Origin of the sequence: Microcoleus sp. N9_B4 (assembly GCF_036701635.1) — a bacterium.
GTDB lineage: Bacteria > Cyanobacteriota > Cyanobacteriia > Cyanobacteriales > Microcoleaceae > Microcoleus.
On sequence record NZ_JAUBRC010000001.1, the window covers coordinates 248,500 to 264,132 of the forward strand.

A 15,633-nucleotide genomic window follows, 5' to 3' on the forward strand; every position below is an offset into this window, starting at 1 on the left:
AATACAATGGAAATCGGTAATCGGTAATCGGTAATTGGTAATCGGTAATTGGTAATTGGAGGCATAGCCTCCGGGTATTTATTCCCAGGCAGAGCCTGGGAACAAGGCTATAAGCTGTTGTTGATTTAAATTGTATGTTGAGGGCGGGCAAGATGCCCACTCCACAATAAGGAAAATTTATTTCCCATGCAATTTAAATGCGTATTAGCTTAACAAATAACAAATAACAAATAACAAATAACAAATATGTCTGAATGGATTCTCGAATTCGCTGGCACTTCCTACTCCTATCCCTGCGGTTCGCGAGTGGCAATTCAGGGTTTAAATCTCAAAGTCCCTGCTGGGAAACGGTGCGGGCTGATCGGTCAAAATGGCTGTGGCAAAACCACATTTTTTCTGTTAGCAAATGGCTTATATCAACCGCAACAGGGAATCATTAGCTGGCAAGGTGAACCCTTTCGCTACGATCGCAAATCTTTGATGCAACTGCGCCAACAAATCGGACTCGTCTTTCAAAATCCCGAACATCAATTAGTAGCTTCGACGGTAGAAGAAGATATTTCCTATGGATTGTACAATTTAGGCTTGAGAGAATCCGAAATAGCTCAACAGGTACAGCAGGCGATCGAGCAATTCGATCTAAGCGAACTCGCCCGCGAACCAATTCACAATCTCAGTTTGGGGCAGAAAAAGCGGGTTTCCATCGCCGATATCATGGTTCTCAAACCGAAACTGCTGCTGTTAGATGAACCTACCGCCTATCTCGATCCGCGTCACACCCGACAATTGATCGGTTTACTTCAACAAATTCACAGCACTGGAACCACAATCCTTTTAGCAAGTCACGACCTCGATTTCATCTACCGCTGGGCTGATTGGGTGTTTGTCATGGATCGAGGAAAATTGATTTTAGAAGGAACACCGGAAACAGTTTTTGCTCAGCGGGATGTGTTGGAACAATTGCAGCTTGGTGTACCGCTGGCGATCGAGCTGATGGAGCAAATAAGGGCGATGTTTCCCACAGACGATCGCTCAAAAATCCCCGCTTTCGAGCAATGGCAACAACAAATTTTACAAGCACGTCGGCTGCTTTAACGGAACTTAGACAATTGATAATTGGGGTTACTGGTGCACGGTATGAATTACTTTTTCGCTTGAAGTTACAAAACTCACCCTCAAGCCGGTTTATAGCAATTGGGAAATCTTGAATTCATACCTCTATTCAGCAACGCCGTTTATAGCAGCAATTGGGAAATCTTGAATTCATACCTGTATCCAGCAACGCCCCCCCGTGGTGGGAAGTTCAGATTACACATTACCAATTAAAAATTGATTTAGGAAAAAGGCGATCGCCCCACTGCCGATCGGCACAGTCAGATTGTCAATTCCCAGCTTGGAAACTGACTCCAAAGTAGCAGCAACTAAAGCTACAACAGCCGACACAGCCCAAGTTTGCCAAACTGCGCCTTGAACCGCCAGCAAAATCAAACTGCTAACAGCAAAACTCACCAAATACATAGTTGCAGAACCTTCCCAACTTTTCTGAATTCCCCCAACTCGATAAATATGTTTGCCGTATTTCTGGCCGATGACAGCAGCCAATCCGTCGCCCCAAGTCATGACTAAAATGCCCAAAGCAGCGTATTCCTGATGTTGCAGCGGCCAAAACCAAGCCACGAGAACGCTGATACTAACAGCATAGAAAAAAGTCCCCAAACTCTTCCGGTTGATACTGTTAAGACTGGGCAAAATCGGAACTTGGTAAGAAATTAGGGCGATCGCGCCTGCTAAAACTCCCGCCGAAATCCCCACCCAACCGGGTATTTCCAGCCACCAAGCCAGCAAAATCACATTTCCAGTACCGATGTGAACAACCTTCCGCGATACTTCAGCATCGACAGAAGTAAAGCGATTTAAGCCCTCAGCTACCAGTAAAATCACACCCAGCCAGACTCCCACGAGGGAAATTTGCAACCACACAGTCGGAATTTCAGCAAATATAGACACGATATTTAGGAAAAACTTAGATGGAGCACTGTTTACTACTTTAGTGGAAAGCGCGATCGCTCTGTTCGGTGTTGGGAGGATTTTCAACCGTCGCTACGGTATAATTTACTCGCTCTCCTGTGGTCGGTTTTGGAGACAAGGTGAGTTAGTCTAATAAAATTAGTCGTTTGAAGTTTTGAGAGGCTCAGAGAATCTAATTACTATGCAGTATGTCTTAATTATTCATGAAGTAGAAAATTATGAAGCTTGGAAACAGGTATTCGATCGTGCTGAAAGCATCCGAAAAGAAGCTGGCGAGCGCTCCTATCAAGTCTTGAAGTATGACAATGAACCCAACAAAATCGTTCATTTCTCCGCGTGGACATCAACAACAGATGCAAGAGCGTTCTTTGAGTCGCCTGCACTGGTTAAAATTAGAGAGGAAGCGGGAGTTAAAGCTCCTGAATTTATTTATCTAGACCAATTAGAGTCAGGAGTATTGTGAAAGACGTATTTGTATAATGTAAGTTGTTCAAACTAGATGGTTAAGTTTTGAGTATGTACGAAGGTAGCTACTACCAGCTAATGGCCGAGTACAATTGCTGGATGAACCAAAAAATATATTCTGTATGCTCGGCAATTCCTGATGAACAGCGCAAACAGGATATGGGTGCTTTTTTCAAGTCGATTCATGGCACTTTGAATCACTTACTGTATGGTGACAAAGCATGGATGGGGCGTTTCACTCTTCACCCATTTTCTGTTACCGTTATCGGTGAAGAACTTTATGTTGAATTTGAGGTTTTGAGAGCAGAACGGGAGACAACGGATCGGCAAATTATAGAATGGTCTAGACACCTTAATTCTGACTGGTTGAGTCAACCGTTTGAGTACACAAGCAATGTAGATGGTAAATGCCGCGTGCTACCGACTTGGGTTTTGGTGACACATATGTTTAATCATCAAACTCACCATAGAGGGCAAATTACCACACTGCTCAAACAACTTGGTTACGACGCAGGCGTTATAGATATTCCGTGGCTACCCGCTATATCATTGGGATAATTTCTGCACACACGAGCGAGATGATTGTTGACTGTTGACTGTTGACTGTTGACTGTTGACTAAAATTATCCTTTCGGGACAACTGACTGTTTGGATACTTGAACAATACTGATGCAACCGGAAACGATAGGAAAGGGGCTATCGAGCCATAGAAATAGCAGGAGAAACGGACACTCCTGCTAAACCACTACTATTTTGGCGAATTCGCGCCTTGTTACGCCGGCACTCCCAAGGGAATTCCTTTCTTGTCAGCCACAGCGACCGCTTGTCGCAAGGCTGCGGTACGATCGCTCATGACATGCTCTGGCGCGATCAGATCCAACAATCCCAACTTCTGCAAGCGCTGCTGAATTTTCTCGCTGGCACCGACAATGTAAACCTGCAAACCCTTATCGCAGGCATCGCGAATCGCATTTTCGATCGCTAGCGAAGCCGTCACCCCCAGCATGGGCACAGCACTCAAATCCATCACCAAAGCATCCGCATCCTTCATAGCATTGTGTTCGCGGGAGATCGCCTTTGACAACCCAAAAATCATCGGGCCGCTCAAGCAGAACAGCAACACGCGCCCCTTACCCTGATCCAAGAGTTGCTTCTCCTCCTGACTGAGGAGAACCTCATCATCCGTATCGGAAATCAGCTTCACTCCTGCAGACTGCAAACTACTCAACCGTTCGATAGTCAGGATATTGGCAATAAAGACGCCCACACCCACCGCCACAATCAGATCCACAAACACCGTCAAAAACAGCACCCCGTACATGATCAGGGAACCCTTAACAGATACTTTGTGCGATCGTTTCAGGAAACTCCAGTCAAGGATATCAATCCCCACCTTCAGCGCAATCCCCGCCAACACCGCCATCGGAATCGGTTCAGTTAACTTCGCCGCCCCCAAAACCACCACCAGCAACACCAACGCCCGAGTTAAACCCGACAACGCCGAAGTCGCGCCTGTTTGGATATTGACCACAGTTCCCATCGTTGCCCCGGCGCCCGGTAAGCCACCGCAGATACCCGATACGATATTGCCAATCCCTTGACCGATCAACTCCTTATCCGACTTGTGCTCCGTCCGCGTCAGACTGTCCGCCACCACCGCCGTCAGCAAGGTATCGATACAGCCCAGCATCCCCAGCATCACCGCATCCACAAACATCACCGTGATTTGACCGGCGGAAAAAGTCGGCAATTGCAAGGGGGGCAGTCCCACCGGAATTTCCCCAATCCGGCGAATATCCGCGCCCTGAAACACAGTCATGGAAATTACCGTGCCGACAATCAGCGCTATCAATTGCGGGGGCACGATTTTCTTCAGCTTTTTGGGCATCAGGAAAATAATTGCCACCGTCAAGGCACCCAGAATTGCTTCCGGCGGATTTACGTTTGCCAGCAACTGCGGAATTGCCATAAAAGTGCCCAAAACACCGCCCTTGGGAGGGGCTTGACCCAGAAACGGTGCAATTTGCAGAATGATCAAAATCACGCCAATTCCCGACATAAAGCCGGAAATCACGCTGTAGGGCATCAGGGTGACGTATTTACCTAGCTTGAAAATACCAAAGATGATTTGAAACAGCCCCGCCAGCATCACAACGGTAAATGACATTGCTAGCCCTTGTTCGGGATTGCTGGCGGTGAGGGATGCGACGATCGCAGTCATCACCACAGTCATCGGCCCTGTGGGTTCAGAAATCAGTGTTGGGGTGCCACCAAACAGCGCCGCAAAGAAGCCAACGCAAATGGCACCGTACAGTCCCCCGATCGGCCCGATTCCCGAAGCGACCCCGAAGGCGAGGGCAAGGGGCAGCGAGACGATGGCAGCCGTGACACCGCCGAAGATGTCGCCCTGGAGATTATTGAAACTAATCCGATTAGTGATTGACATGAGTGGTGCATTAATAAACTAGACAGAATTTAACAATGCTGACTTTGAGCCCTTCACCAAGTCTCAGGGCCAAAGTTTTCTCGAATGGCATGATCGATAACACAAGCAGGGCAGACCCAAAAAAAGGTCTGTACTCGTGCCCGATCAATGTCAAACTCGTAAATACTTAATTTTTCAGTATTTCTTAATTTCTTAATTTAATGTAAAACGTGTCATATCGAATTTTTATTTTTTGCCAACTCTCGGAACAATCCCCGGCAAGTTCTTGCTCTAGCACAATCTGAGCAAATCTCAAGGCCAGACAAAACCCCGTACTGTAATTAAAATTAATATATTATCCGCTGCTGAGAATTAATAATTCTTATTGATAGTTATTTCATCAACTCTCGCACAAGCTCAAACGCCCTGGGACGCAACTCGACGGGCAGCAACGACAATCCCAAACCCGCCCACATTTTCGCCGCAGAAACAGACTTTCCCGCCCGCACCATCAGGCGCCCTTTTGCAGTTTCACCCACCTCAATCAGCCGCAAGCCTAACGCTAATTGAGTTTCGGCAATCCTTTTGAGCCTGACAGTTTCCAACTTCTCCGACTCAAACTCGTAGCCGGTTAAATAGCGCAATTTATCGCTTAAATACGGAATTGCCCGATCGACTCCTTGCTGTCCTGCATGAACTCGATACTCCATCAACAGCTCCGGCAAGTAATAGCACTTTTTGCCCGCAATCGCAAGTCTCACAAACAAATCGTTATCTTCGCAATTTTGCAAATTCGGCCGCAGAAATCCGACTTCTTCCAGCGCGCGCCGCCGAAACAAAGTCGCCCCTATTTGCAAACTTTGTCTGAGAAAAACTGCCGATAGCAAATCTTCAATAATTCCCGCCGACAACTCGGTGCGGCCCCACCGCTGCGAATTGAGTTTCGTCTGGCTTTCGTCAATATAATTGTTAATGTCGATCACCCAGTGATCGGTACTGACAAAATCAATGCTGGGGTCTTTATCTAAAATAGCCGATGTCCGCTCTAGAAATTGCGCGCTCAGGCGATCGTCATCGTCAAACTTGATAAAATATTCGCCCCTTGCCGCCGCAAAGCCCGATCGCATATTATTACTCTTGCCGATATTCTGCGGGTGGCGAATGTAGCGAATTCCGCGATGGCGTCCCGCCCCGCAAGCTACGACAAATTCCGACATCAACAGAGGAGTGCTGTCAGTAGAACCGTCATCACAGATAATTAATTCAAAATCTGTATAAGTTTGAGCTAGCACGCTGGCGATCGCACTAGCTAGCAAATGGACTCGATTGCAAGTAGGAATGCAAACACTAATTTTCGGCACTACGACTATTTTAGATTTGAAATTGTGGAAAAAATTCGCACTTCAGTCCAGGGAAATAAACCACCAATGCCCAATGCCCAATGCCCAATGCCCAATGTATTTTAATTTAAACGAGCCGTACATTCTAGAATTAACTTTTGATTCACCAAAGCAAACGGTTGAATTTCCAAAGCGCGACGAAAAGCTTGAATAGCATTGAGGTATTCTCCCAAGGCAGCGTAGCACAAACCCAGACCGTGCAACGCCCCAAAATGCACCGGGTTCAGTTTGAGGACAATTTGGCAGTCGTCGATCGACTTTTTATAATTTCCTTGAGTATAGTGAAGTACGGCGCGTCGGTTCCAAGCTTCCGCAAAATCCGGCGCTTCCGCAATCAATTTCGTCAGCAAATCCAAAGCGTGGTGAACATCGCCTGCATCCAGCGAAACTTGCGATCGCCTGAGAATTTGCATCCCATACTCACCCTTCTGGTTAAACCAAGTGCGCCAGAGTTCTGTAGTTGCCCGATCGCGAACAATTTCGTCGGACTTTTTCAAGTCTTCCAGCAGCGCCTTAACAGATAATTCGTCCATAGGTGCGAAGATTGTTAAAAAGATTTTATCAATCAATTTTATCGCTTGGCGGTAACTTTATTTATTCCACATCCCATGAAGATTTTGATGCTTTCCTCGACATTTCCCTATCCGCCCAGCCGCGGAGGAACTCAGGTAAGGACGTTTAATTTATTACAATACTTGAGCCAGCGACATGATGTAATTCTCGGCACTGTACGATCGCCCGATGTCACCGATGCACAAATCGACACATTGCGCCAGCAAGTCACAGAATTAGCAGTTTTTCCCAACCCGCTAGCACCCCCCCAACCCCCCCTTGCTAAGGGGGGGCTAAGACTCCACCAGGAGACTGAGGAAGGATTCTTGCCTCCCCCCCTTAACAAGGGGGGGACTGAGGGGGGGTTCTCTGAAATAATAGGAAAATTCCACAGATTCAGTCGATTTTTGTTGTCCGGGACACCTCCGAACGTACTCTCAAGCTACTCCCAATCAATGCAGAATTGGGCAGACGAATTGGTAACAGCAGGCAAATGCGATGCTGTCACCTGCGAGCACAGCGTTAACGAGATTTACGTGCGTCCAGAATGGCGGCAAAAACTGCTGACAGTAGCAAACATTCACAGTTCCGTTTGGGGCACTTGCAGGGAAATGTTAGCAACCGGCACCTCGGAAAAACCCCTGCGCGATCGACTAAATTTACCGCTACTCGCCCGCTACGAAAAACGCTATTGTTCCAAATTCTCCCGCATTGTCGCGACAACATCCACAGACAGAGAGCAACTCCTCGAATTACTGTTGCCTCCGGTTCCAGTGCGAGGAAAACAAGATTTTTTTGTACCTCCCATAGATGTAATTCCTAACGGCGTGGATTTAACTCAATTTCCCTATCGATCGATCGATCCGGGAGGACACACGTTAATTTTTGCAGGCGCAATGAACAATTTGCCCAATATTGACGCGGCACGGTTTCTCAGTTTGCAAATACTGCCGCCTTTGCAGCAGCGCTATCCCGATGCTACCCTCACCTTAGTAGGGGCTTCGCCAGTCCCGGAAGTGCTCGCCTTGGGGGAACTTCCCGGAATTCAAGTAGTAGGCCGGGTGCAAAGGGTGGCAGAATATTTGCATCAAGCTGCTGTTTGTGTGGTGCCGATGCGGATTGGTTTTGGGATTAAAAATAAAACTTTGGAGGCGATGGCTGCGGGAACTCCCGTGGTTGCTAGCGATCGAGGTTTGGAGGGTTTAGCCGTCGATGGCGGCCCACAACTGATAAAGGCCTTGCGGGCGAACAAAGTTCAGGAGTATGTTGAGGCGATCGCCAGTTTGTTTGAAAATCAGCAGCTAAGACAGGAGCTCTCTGTCAACGCTCGATCGCTCGTTGAAAGCCAATACACTTGGGATATCATAGGTCGGCAGTACGATCGGCTATTGCAATTTTAAACTCTAAATTCTAAAATCTAAATTCTAAAATGGCATGATGGAACACAAAATTAACCCCTCAAAAAATCGAGCCAAACCCCCAGAAAATCCCAAAGTTGCTCCTCCTCCGACAAGACGCCGGCGCCAAACCCGACGCCCCAAAAATCTTCAAGAGTCCCAGCGTCCAATACCTACTCCCCGAACTCGCGCCAGATATCCCTGGAAAAGACTGATAGCTAATTTGACAGCCCTCAGCATCTTGGGTGGCTGTGCAGCCTTAATGGGAGGCGGCGCTTGGCTGAGTTATCAGCTAATTGTCGATCCCAATGGCAACAAGTTGATCTCTCAGTTTGTGCCGGAATGGTCGCGCCTGCCTACAGGTAGCAGAGATTCGATCCAAACTCTCGATCAAATCAAAGCCAGCATCCGCAAATTGGGATTCGTAACCGGAGAACCCCTGCCTCTTCCCGTCGATCAATCCCGCGATAATTCTATTTCCGATTTGCTATTGCCGGTGATGGTAGAAAGAACTGTGAAGGCTTCTACGGTTTGCAAAAATCCTTGCCGTCAAATTGTCGAACTTCGGGTGTACAAGCGAGTACAGTTGCCCGATCGCAGTTCCGATAAAGAGCAGTATTTTCAGTTAGCAAGTTCTGTGAATCTAGAAGGCCCTGCGGAATCTTTTGTCATTGCTTCTTTAGCTGACTCTACATCTAACAATCAAGCCTCGAATCAGTCCCTACCCCTAACAGAACTGCGCCGCTTTGATGGAAAGCCCCCCGCATCCGGCATTTGGTTTAATGTCAGCGGTCAACTAAAGCAGGGCGACAAGAAAATACCCTACGGACAAGTCGTTCGCTACAATCCCAGCCAAAATCATTTAATGCCGCTGTTGGAGTGGGCGAGTGCGGCCGGACAACCGCCGAATTGGCAGCAAATTGTTAAGGGCGAAAACCCGCAGTTGGCGATCGACCAAACAGTTGGTTTAGAGCCACAATTTACCCTTTATCAAATTGGCCCGCGCAAATTTTTGCCCAACCCAGTTCAGTTAACCGCTATTTCTTTAGAAGAATTTGCCTTCAATGACGAGACTTACAAAAATGGGCTGCGACTGGCAAAAAGTGGGCTGTGGTCTCCAGCATTAAATGTTATGCGTGTGGCGAAGGGGAAAGCCGGCAAAAATTGGCCTGCTGTCGCGCAAGCTCAGCTAGAAACGATCGAATTTCACGCTAAAATTACTCGGGCTCAGGCGATCGCATCTTGGGCCAGTCCCGGTCAACAAGTTCTCGCAGAATTGATCGACGGCCGCTGGAGTGAAGCTTTGCAAGTATTTGAAGCCGATCCGAGTAACAGTCACGAAATAGCCACAACCCTCAAAAATGACAGCGGGCGGATCTGGAACCGCATCGACGCCGCCTTGAGAGTGAATGCCGCTGACGCCGATGTCAAGGCTTGGGGTGCCCTGATTGTAGCGTCTCAAGACGGCACTCGTGAGGCGATGAATTGGCTCGACCAGCAATCAGATACTGACAGCGAAACAAGAAGTCGAATTCGGAATTTGGTCAACAAACTTCAGGAAGCAGTTTCTCAGGCGGAAAGTTTAGAAGCCCACAAGAGTCAAATTATGGGTTCTGCTACTTTAATTAACAGTGTCAATCCCGCTGAGTGGCTGGAACCAGAACCGAACAATGAGTTAAAATTGGCAGGAGAACAAGTGTGGTACCAGGTGCAGGTAGCGAGTTTTTACGACGGTAGCCGCTGGGTTAATTCGCCATTTTCTGATGTAGAAGTGAGCTCTTTTCCTGCTACTCAAGTCAAGTGGCTCTGGGGGCGGCTGGGCTTGCAGGCTGACCCCAAGATTAAGATTGAGGTAGCGATGGCTAACGGTCAACAAAGAGTTGCTGTAGGAACGGTGAAAGCAGTGCAGATTCAAGACGGAAGTCTGCGCTTGCTGGCAGCGGTTGACAAGCGATCGTAATCTGGCAGAAAGCATTCGGCAGATAGAACAGTCCCGGAGGCACTCTTGACACAAAGAAACCGGGGTTTTTTACCATTTCTGCCGATCGCAACAGAAGTATTCTCGTAAAAAAACCCGGCTTCCTTCCACCTGTACGTCCAAAACTAGGAAAAAGGAAAATTCTTTCTTTTGCCCCTCCCGCAACTCCGAAAGCAGCGCAATCTCAAAACTCTTCCCCTTATTCCTCTCGAACTCGGACAACAATGCAGACAAAAATTTTGTTAATTTAATTAATTAACACAACCTGTGCAAAAAAAACCCAGAGATGTCAAATCGCGCCCTTTTTAGAGAGTGCTGCAATCATCTGCCGTTTCACTGCTTTAGCCCAAAGCTCAAACTCCAAACTGTTGATATTCTGAATTTTCACTTCCTCAACAGGCTGAGTTGGGGCTTCCTTCTGTGCTGTAGTCTCCATTGTTTTTTCCCTCGTCAAAAAATGTTAGTAGTCGATCGCAAACGGTTAGCATCATACATCTATTTTATGAACTAATTCTTGCGATTAATTACACTAAAGGCAGAGATTTTACCCATAATATGCAGTAAATACATTGAGATAATGCAATTTACGAATTTAACGTAATAAAATCCTACAATCCTTGCTCTATATAGGCTTTCCCTGACATTAAAATCTTACAATTTACATTGTCTGCCACTATCAAACCACTACTTATGTTATAAAACTTACTGTTAAATGAATGTATTGGCATATACAACAGAAAATAATTTTATTGAATTCACATAGTGCCGTAAAGTCGATCGCCCGCATCTCCCAATCCGGGTACAATATAGCCGTGCTCATCCAAACACTCGTCAACAGCAGCCGTATAAATCTGCACGTCAGGGTGTTGTTCGTGAAAGTGTTTAAGTCCCTCCGGCGCCGCCAGCAAGCACAAAAATTTAATAGACTTTGGATTAACTTCTTTCAGCCTATCCACTGCCGCCACTGCTGAATTACCAGTAGCCAGCATCGGATCGACAATTAAAACATCTCGCTGTTCGATATCCTGGGGAACTTTGAAATAATATTCAATCACCATCCGAGTTGTCGGATCGCGGTACAAACCAATATGTCCTACCCTCGCAGACGGAATCAGCTCTAAAATACTATCTAACAGTCCCTGACCTGCGCGCATAATTGAAATAATCACAATTTTCTTTTCTGCAGCCAGCACCGGTGCATTCATTTTGGCGATCGGCGTTTCTATTAGTTCGTATTTTAGCGGCAAATCTCGCGTCACTTCATAGGCTAGCAGCATCCCAATCTCTTTCAGCAATTGGCGAAATTTCGCCGTACTCGTTTGAGTTTGGCGCATGAGAGTTAACTTGTGCTGTATCAAAGGATGGTCAATGACAGTAACTTTAGCACTCATTTTTTTGAACAATTAATTTGCTTTATTCTAACTTATCAGTCATCGAGGCATTCTTGACGAAAAAAAAAGAGGTTTATGGCAGCCTCTGCCTCCAGGACTACTTATATCAAACCCCTATTGAAAACACGAATACTGCGCCAATAAAATTTGATCCTAAACTTGCCTTGCATCTGCACAGCGGGATACTAAATAATGCGAGGTTTGAAAATCACAAGAAATTCATTTTCTCGTTTCCTCTCCTTCCCGCGCTCTTCCTGGGAACGCAGATCCGGGGACAAAAGCCTCCCGACTGGTCTCGCTCGCTTTCTCGCGATCCGTCCAAGCCTGTTAACACAGATCCGGAGTTTCGCACCAAAATCTTCCGGAACTTTTACCAACAGATATGAATCTTAAGAAGTATCAGCAGAAAACCTATCTTTTCGATTAATTCACTAATCGAAAAAACCTGAATAGGAACTGCACATAAGGTCATAAGCTTGGCTGTAATGGCTTTTCATCTTTCCACATGAAGGCGGTTATATCCCAGTGTAAAAAACATTACCTAAATTCAGTTCCAATTTTTTAGGGTGCTCCTAACACACAACTTTACTTATGAAGTAAGGAGAACATCCATGAAGTTTATAAAACTATTGCTAGCTACGGCATTAATGACTGCTTCTATCAGCCCCGCCTTGGCTAATCCTGCCGTTCAAATTTTAGGTGCAAGCTACGGCGGTAGCGGTTGCCCAGATCGCTCTGCCAGCGTCAGCGTCAGCCCCGACGGTCAAGAACTGACCATCCTATTTGACAAATTTGCAGCCCTGGGAAATGTCTCAGCAGAAAGCCGAAAAAGCTGCAATCTCAGCATTCCCATCAAAGTACCCCAAGGCTTCCAAATTTCTATCTACGATGCTGATTATCGCGGCTACGTTGCTCCCAAAACCACAGGCAACCTGCGAGCAGAATACTTTTTCGCTGGAACCCGCGGCCCAGTTTTTAATCGGAATCTCAGCGGCGAAACTAACTACAATGTTCGAGATAGCTTAGCCACTGTAGCTAATGTTTGGTCTCGCTGTGGTGACAGTGTAAATATGCGAGTAAATGCTGCAATGACAGCCCGCGGTGCTGGCATGGCCACCGTTGACTCCTTCGATTTGGCTCATCGCGGTTTAGTTTATCACGTCAAATATCGCACTTGCCGCTAAGCAGCTTGTTGGGAGTGTAGTGTGAGGTATTGTTTTCAGGTTTAAATTTTGAATTTTAAGTTTTAAGTTGGAAGAGGGAAAATTATTCCCTCTTCCTTCTTGCTTCTTCCCTCTTGCTTCTTCCCTCTTGCTTCTTCCCTCTTCTTGACATCCGTTACGTCTGATATCTTGCACCATTATCGAGAACAGGCAAGATGCCTGTTCCACAAGAAAATTTATATTGTGTGGAACAGGCATCTTGCCTGTTCATAAAAAGCTAATTGAGAATGGTGCAACATATGAGTTACATCCGTTACATCCGTTATAAAATCCGTTGCCGAACTTCCCTCTTCCCTCTTCCTTCTTCCTTCTTCCTGACATCCGTTACATCCGTTACATCCGTTACATCCGTTACAGAATCCGTTGCCGAACTTCCTTCTTCCTGACATCCGTTACATCCGTTACAGAATCCGTTGCCGAACTTCCTTCTTCCCTTTAAAACACCGTCCCGTCACTTTCAATTTGAATTGGCGGCACTCCACCAGCCCTCAATTCCCCCGCAATCTTCCGCCCCGCCGCCCAAGTTCCTCCTTGCAAAATCTTCACCAGCGGCAATTCTGTCGCACTCAAATGCAGCTTTTCTCGAATAGCTGCGGCAATTGTATCTAAAAGATTCACAGTCAGCGATCGCCATTCTACTATAACTTCCGAACCAGGCAAGTAACTCTGCTCAAAAATAGCCGAATCTTTTGGCTGCAGCAGCCCGATATCCAAACACAAACCGCCGTTGCGGTACTCCGGCAATCCCGTTAACTCATCCAATCCGGCGACTTCTAAACCAAGTTCTTGCAGCGGTTCCAACAGCGAATAAGTCAACCACTGCGAGAGTTTGTGAAACGGCACCAATTCATCTCCCAGATTTTCTCCTTGCAATGCCCGATGCCGCCAAACATCGCCTAAATTAACGCCACCAATTGCATATCTTCCCGGCCAAATTTCCCCAAAGCCTGTCAAAACAGCGCTCAATACGACCGCAGCATTCACAGTTTGGGTTTCAGAAACCCGACTGTCGAGCAAGTATTTGGCCAAATTGCCAGGACGCGGGTTTTCGCTGCCAAATAATAATGGATGCTGGCAAACCGCATTTCCCAAACGCTGCAATAATTCTAATCTGCCTGTTAAACCAACTAGCGGATTGTCTCGACTTACCTGAAATCCAGCAGCTAAGGCTTCTAGTTTTAATTGAGAAAGTCCGCGAGAATCAGCTTGCCAAGGAAAATCGGGATTGCTGGAAAAAACACCTTGACAAAACATCCGTAAGCTGGCTATTGCTAACCCTTCAGAACGGCGGTACACCTGCCCGGTTTCTGGTTCACAATACTGCCAATCTGCACCAGCACCGGCATCAAGCAAAACGCTGACAATTGCTAAATCAAATTTGATCTTAGCTTGCTCTATGAGTGCAAATTCTGCTAAACCTGCATTCAATTCGGCGAGTCGCGACAAGTTGCCAGCTTCAAAATGTCGCCAGCGACTGTGAAAGGGAATGTTAAAATCGGGATACTGTTGGCGCGTTATGTCAATTACATAATTTGCTGCTTTGTCGAGTTGGGATAAATCGACGCGGAAGTAGCGGAGTTTGTCCTGGCGGGCTAAATCAAAAAGCCGATCGCACTTTTGACGAATAGCAGCCGGCGTTCTCAGATATTCTACAGTCTCAAGTTCAATATTGTGCAACTTCATACAACCAAACACCGGTAAACATCGTTTTCTTGAAAAAAGTCAAACTGACTGTAATCTAAAAGATTATCTAAAATCGCATTTTTATCGATTTTAATCAGCTTATATTCCCACTTCGACCCGCTGACTTCGCGTTTTATGTGATCGGAAACTATGACTGAATTTCTTTCTCTACCCGGAGTTACTATTTTACTTAAATCTTCCAGCCTGTCGGCTATGTTAATATCTTTTCCATAAGTGCAAGACCTAAATATATATAAATTTCCCTTAGCAACTCCCACCGACAAGCCACAAGGTATTTGATTGGCGTCAATAAAAAGTTTCCAATTCTCGCACAGACTTTCCATTGCCGCTAACGCTGAGTGAGCTTCCGGGAAAGTCAACAAATGCGAATCCCCCACAATACTCCGAATTGTGCCGCCGAATTCTTCGCAAATTGTTTTTTCAAAAGTATCAAAGTTGGTCAGCAAATATTCAACGTCTTTGATAGAATTAGATTCTTGATAAGCTATAAAACCTCTCAAATCTGCTTTAATTATTGCTTGATTTTTGATGATTCGCGTTTTGTAACTTTGGTCAACTTTATATACTTTTTCAGGTTCGCTCATCCCTTTCAAAGAAAACTCGTTGACAAAAGACGTTTGCACTTCTGCTTTGTTGAGGGCCAGCCATGCTGCTTGGGACAAATATATTTCATCCGGCGGAGTTACTGATTCTATGCGCGCTGTTAAATTCACCGTATCGCCAAAGATATCTTTATCTTGATGCAAGACATCTCCTAATGTAATCGACACGCGAATAGCCAATCGTTCGTCGTTCGCCTTACTAGATTGCTGCGCTCTCAATTCTTGCTGCATTTCTATAGCTGCTACTGCCGCTGCTGTGACGCTTGGAAAAATTATCCAAAATGAATCACCTTCCCCTTTAATCACGCTGCCTTCATTTCTGGCGCTAATATCTGAAACAAAAGTTTTATGCTCGTTTAACAAACTACTTAAGTCCGACTGAGATAATTTTTTTACTCTGACGGTATATCCACAAATATCTGTTTTTACGATCACAGTAGAACGCAAATTAGCCATAACCTACCCTGA

Annotated in this window: 15 protein-coding genes; 6 read left to right on the forward strand and 9 right to left on the reverse strand. The window is 46.2% G+C overall.

Annotated features, from left to right (window positions below; genetic code table 11):
• The first annotated feature begins 246 nt into the window (after positions 1–246).
• Positions 247–1,095 (forward strand): ABC transporter ATP-binding protein, encoded by an 849-nt coding sequence (locus QUA43_RS01110; protein WP_333370276.1) that lies wholly within the window; start codon positions 247–249, stop codon positions 1,093–1,095.
• A gap of 213 nt (positions 1,096–1,308) precedes the next feature.
• Here the strand turns inward: QUA43_RS01110 and QUA43_RS01115 are convergent, their stop codons facing one another.
• Positions 1,309–2,007, reverse strand: coding sequence for a diacylglycerol/polyprenol kinase family protein (locus QUA43_RS01115; RefSeq protein WP_333370278.1), 699 nt, complete (start codon positions 2,005–2,007; stop codon positions 1,309–1,311).
• 202 nt (positions 2,008–2,209) lie between these two features.
• On the opposite strand from QUA43_RS01115, the gene QUA43_RS01120 reads away from it, so the two are divergent.
• Together QUA43_RS01120 and QUA43_RS01125 are read left to right on the forward strand one after the other, a co-directional pair.
• Positions 2,210–2,491 carry an antibiotic biosynthesis monooxygenase gene (locus QUA43_RS01120; RefSeq protein ID WP_333216526.1) on the forward strand — a complete coding sequence of 94 codons (282 nt, stop codon included), beginning with the start codon at positions 2,210–2,212 and terminating at the stop codon, positions 2,489–2,491.
• Positions 2,492–2,544: 53 nt separating this feature from the next.
• A complete protein-coding gene (locus QUA43_RS01125) occupies positions 2,545–3,051 on the forward strand; it encodes a DinB family protein (protein WP_333370281.1) in 507 nt (168 codons plus the stop codon).
• 214 nt (positions 3,052–3,265) lie between these two features.
• Here the strand turns inward: QUA43_RS01125 and bicA are convergent, their stop codons facing one another.
• From bicA to QUA43_RS01140, 3 genes are all read right to left on the reverse strand, one after another.
• Positions 3,266–4,939 (reverse strand): bicarbonate transporter BicA, encoded by a 1,674-nt coding sequence (gene bicA, locus QUA43_RS01130; protein WP_333370282.1) that lies wholly within the window; start codon positions 4,937–4,939, stop codon positions 3,266–3,268.
• A gap of 371 nt (positions 4,940–5,310) precedes the next feature.
• On the reverse strand, positions 5,311–6,279 hold the full coding sequence (locus QUA43_RS01135) for a glycosyltransferase family 2 protein (protein ID WP_333370284.1): 969 nt from the start codon (positions 6,277–6,279) through the stop codon (positions 5,311–5,313).
• A gap of 101 nt (positions 6,280–6,380) precedes the next feature.
• Positions 6,381–6,851 carry a tetratricopeptide repeat protein gene (locus QUA43_RS01140; RefSeq protein ID WP_333370285.1) on the reverse strand — a complete coding sequence of 157 codons (471 nt, stop codon included), beginning with the start codon at positions 6,849–6,851 and terminating at the stop codon, positions 6,381–6,383.
• A gap of 75 nt (positions 6,852–6,926) precedes the next feature.
• On the opposite strand from QUA43_RS01140, the gene QUA43_RS01145 reads away from it, so the two are divergent.
• Positions 6,927–8,270, forward strand: a complete 1,344-nt coding sequence (locus tag QUA43_RS01145; protein ID WP_333370287.1) for a glycosyltransferase family 4 protein — start codon at positions 6,927–6,929, stop codon at positions 8,268–8,270.
• A 34-nt stretch (positions 8,271–8,304) separates the two neighbouring features.
• Positions 8,305–10,227, forward strand: coding sequence for a hypothetical protein (locus QUA43_RS01150; RefSeq protein WP_333370289.1), 1,923 nt, complete (start codon positions 8,305–8,307; stop codon positions 10,225–10,227).
• Between the two features lie 307 nt (positions 10,228–10,534).
• On the opposite strand, the gene QUA43_RS01155 is transcribed toward QUA43_RS01150, so the two are convergent.
• Both QUA43_RS01155 and upp read right to left on the reverse strand, forming a co-directional pair.
• Entirely contained in the window at positions 10,535–10,681 is a 147-nt protein-coding gene (locus QUA43_RS01155; protein WP_332946242.1) for a hypothetical protein, read from the reverse strand.
• Positions 10,682–11,000: 319 nt separating this feature from the next.
• Positions 11,001–11,636: a uracil phosphoribosyltransferase gene (gene upp / locus QUA43_RS01160; RefSeq protein ID WP_333261449.1), complete on the reverse strand. Its 636-nt coding sequence runs from the start codon at positions 11,634–11,636 to the stop codon at positions 11,001–11,003.
• 611 nt (positions 11,637–12,247) lie between these two features.
• Between upp and QUA43_RS01165 the strand changes: the two genes are divergently transcribed.
• A complete protein-coding gene (locus QUA43_RS01165) occupies positions 12,248–12,820 on the forward strand; it encodes a DUF4360 domain-containing protein (RefSeq protein ID WP_333370291.1) in 573 nt (190 codons plus the stop codon).
• 215 nt (positions 12,821–13,035) lie between these two features.
• On the opposite strand, the gene QUA43_RS01170 is transcribed toward QUA43_RS01165, so the two are convergent.
• Genes QUA43_RS01170 through QUA43_RS01180 form a run of 3 tightly spaced genes read right to left on the reverse strand, consistent with a single transcriptional unit; the run spans position 13,036 to position 15,621 of the window.
• Positions 13,036–13,248 carry a hypothetical protein gene (locus QUA43_RS01170; RefSeq protein WP_333370293.1) on the reverse strand — a complete coding sequence of 71 codons (213 nt, stop codon included), beginning with the start codon at positions 13,246–13,248 and terminating at the stop codon, positions 13,036–13,038.
• Between the two features lie 46 nt (positions 13,249–13,294).
• Positions 13,295–14,542, reverse strand: a complete 1,248-nt coding sequence (locus QUA43_RS01175) for a URC4/urg3 family protein (RefSeq protein ID WP_333370295.1) — start codon at positions 14,540–14,542, stop codon at positions 13,295–13,297.
• Entirely contained in the window at positions 14,539–15,621 is a 1,083-nt protein-coding gene (locus QUA43_RS01180) for an adenylate/guanylate cyclase domain-containing protein (protein ID WP_333370297.1), read from the reverse strand. Before QUA43_RS01180 ends, QUA43_RS01175 begins: the two co-directional genes overlap by 4 nt.
• Positions 15,622–15,633 lie beyond the last annotated feature (12 nt).

Coding starts and splice junctions, on each gene's coding strand:
- QUA43_RS01165 (WP_333370291.1), top strand. CDS start 12,248: ATGAAGTTTATAAAACTATTGCTAGCTACGGCATTAATGACTGCTTCT.
- QUA43_RS01180 (WP_333370297.1), bottom strand. CDS start 15,621: ATGGCTAATTTGCGTTCTACTGTGATCGTAAAAACAGATATTTGTGGA.
- bicA (WP_333370282.1), bottom strand. CDS start 4,939: ATGTCAATCACTAATCGGATTAGTTTCAATAATCTCCAGGGCGACATC.
- upp (WP_333261449.1), bottom strand. CDS start 11,636: ATGAGTGCTAAAGTTACTGTCATTGACCATCCTTTGATACAGCACAAG.
- QUA43_RS01125 (WP_333370281.1), top strand. CDS start 2,545: ATGTACGAAGGTAGCTACTACCAGCTAATGGCCGAGTACAATTGCTGG.
- QUA43_RS01155 (WP_332946242.1), bottom strand. CDS start 10,681: ATGGAGACTACAGCACAGAAGGAAGCCCCAACTCAGCCTGTTGAGGAA.
- QUA43_RS01175 (WP_333370295.1), bottom strand. CDS start 14,542: ATGAAGTTGCACAATATTGAACTTGAGACTGTAGAATATCTGAGAACG.
- QUA43_RS01120 (WP_333216526.1), top strand. CDS start 2,210: ATGCAGTATGTCTTAATTATTCATGAAGTAGAAAATTATGAAGCTTGG.
- QUA43_RS01150 (WP_333370289.1), top strand. CDS start 8,305: ATGATGGAACACAAAATTAACCCCTCAAAAAATCGAGCCAAACCCCCA.
- QUA43_RS01110 (WP_333370276.1), top strand. CDS start 247: ATGTCTGAATGGATTCTCGAATTCGCTGGCACTTCCTACTCCTATCCC.
- QUA43_RS01140 (WP_333370285.1), bottom strand. CDS start 6,851: ATGGACGAATTATCTGTTAAGGCGCTGCTGGAAGACTTGAAAAAGTCC.
- QUA43_RS01170 (WP_333370293.1), bottom strand. CDS start 13,248: ATGTCAGGAAGAAGGAAGTTCGGCAACGGATTCTGTAACGGATGTAAC.
- QUA43_RS01145 (WP_333370287.1), top strand. CDS start 6,927: ATGAAGATTTTGATGCTTTCCTCGACATTTCCCTATCCGCCCAGCCGC.